The following is a 1,329-nucleotide window of genomic DNA, read 5'->3' as shown; positions in this document are numbered from 1 at the left end:
GGGGGGGGGGGGGGGGGGGGGGGGGGGGGGGGGGGGGGGGGGGGGGGGGGGGGGGGGGGGGGGGGGGGGGGGGGCCGCCGAGGGGGGCCGGGGGCCGGTCAGCGGTGGACGGTCGCTGGTGGGACGGCGTCGCGCAGGAGTGGCGGGGATGGTGGGCGATGTGGCGTACGCGGCCTCGCTCACGGGTCTCGCCGTACGGGGCCGCTGCCGCCTGTCGCCGGGCCGTCGTCAGGTGCCCGGGGGCCGCCAGAGGTCCGTCCCGGGACCGCCGCGGGGTCCCCGGTGCCCCGTTACCGAGATAATGGCCGTCGTTCACCGTGCCCTCCCCGTCCTGCGCACGGTGCCTGAACCCACTTCGGAAAGGTAGGGCACCACCATGACCCCGCCCGTCGTCCATTCGCTGCGCGAGCAGATCCGCGAGCACATCCTGAAGGGGATCATCAGCGGACGCTGGCAGCCGGGCGAGCGGATCGTGGAGCGCCACATCGCCGTCGAACTTGAGGTCAGCCAGACCCCGGTCCGCGAGGCGCTGCGCGAGTTGGAGTCCCTGCGGCTGATCGAATCGGCACCCAACAAGGGCGTACGCGTACGCAGTCTGACCGCGGCCGACCTGAAGGAGAGCTATCCGGTTCGGGCCGGGCTTGAGCAGGTGGCCGCGGAGCTCGCCGCTGACCGGCTGGCCGACGACACCACGGCCCTGGAGCGCGAGGTGGCGGCGCTGTGCGAGGCGGACCGCGCCCCGGACGGAGAAGCCCAGGTCAGGCACACCGTCGCCTTCCACCGCGAGATCGTACGAGCCGCCGGCAACAGCGTCCTGCTGCACACCTGGGAGTCGCTGGGCGTCGAGGTGTGGACGACGCTGTCCATCCGCTGGCTCAGCCCGGAACCGCGCTCGCACGCGCAGGAACACCAGGACCTGGTGGACGCCTTCCGCCGACGCGACCCCCGCATCGGCGAACTCATCCGCACCCACGTCCTGAGCTGCGCACCGCGGGTCTGAACTCTCCCCCGGGGGCCATCCGCACGCTCCGCTGTCACGGCGCGGCGGCCCCCTCGTCGCGTCCGCACCCGCGCCCGCACACGCACCAACCGCGTGGGCATTCCCGATGGCGACGCGCCGCCCTGGCGCCACCGTGCCCTCCACCGCCGCTCCGGCCGCCGTCCCCGACGCCCGGTGAGCCGTGGAGACGCCTTGCTCTACTCGCCGGTGGGACAAGCGGCGTTCCCGTCCGCCGGTCCCCCCGGTGCCCCGCCCGCCGGGTCGACCGCGCCGTGGCCCGGCGCCGGTGGCGCGCCGTCACCGACGGCGGGCCGTGCAGGCGACGGGGC

General features: G+C 75.7%; 2 protein-coding genes. One reads left to right on the top strand and one right to left on the bottom strand.

The features are described 5' to 3' along the window. Positions 1-183 (bottom strand): hypothetical protein (locus tag AAHZ94_RS34195; protein WP_349997575.1); only part of this gene is annotated, 183 nt, incomplete at its 3' end. A gap of 193 nt (positions 184-376) precedes the next feature. Here AAHZ94_RS34195 and AAHZ94_RS34190 point away from each other — a divergent pair. Next, positions 377-1,000, top strand: coding sequence for a GntR family transcriptional regulator (locus AAHZ94_RS34190; protein WP_349997574.1), 624 nt, complete (start codon positions 377-379; stop codon positions 998-1,000). Positions 1,001-1,329 lie beyond the last annotated feature (329 nt).

It is taken from the genome of Streptomyces sp. HSW2009, from assembly GCF_040240285.1.
Classification (GTDB): domain Bacteria; phylum Actinomycetota; class Actinomycetes; order Streptomycetales; family Streptomycetaceae; genus Streptomyces.
The sequence above is the reverse complement of the archived record's forward strand: the minus strand, read 5'-3'. Positions and strand labels throughout refer to the sequence as shown.

Coding starts and splice junctions, on each gene's coding strand:
- AAHZ94_RS34190 (WP_349997574.1), top strand. CDS start 377: ATGACCCCGCCCGTCGTCCATTCGCTGCGCGAGCAGATCCGCGAGCAC.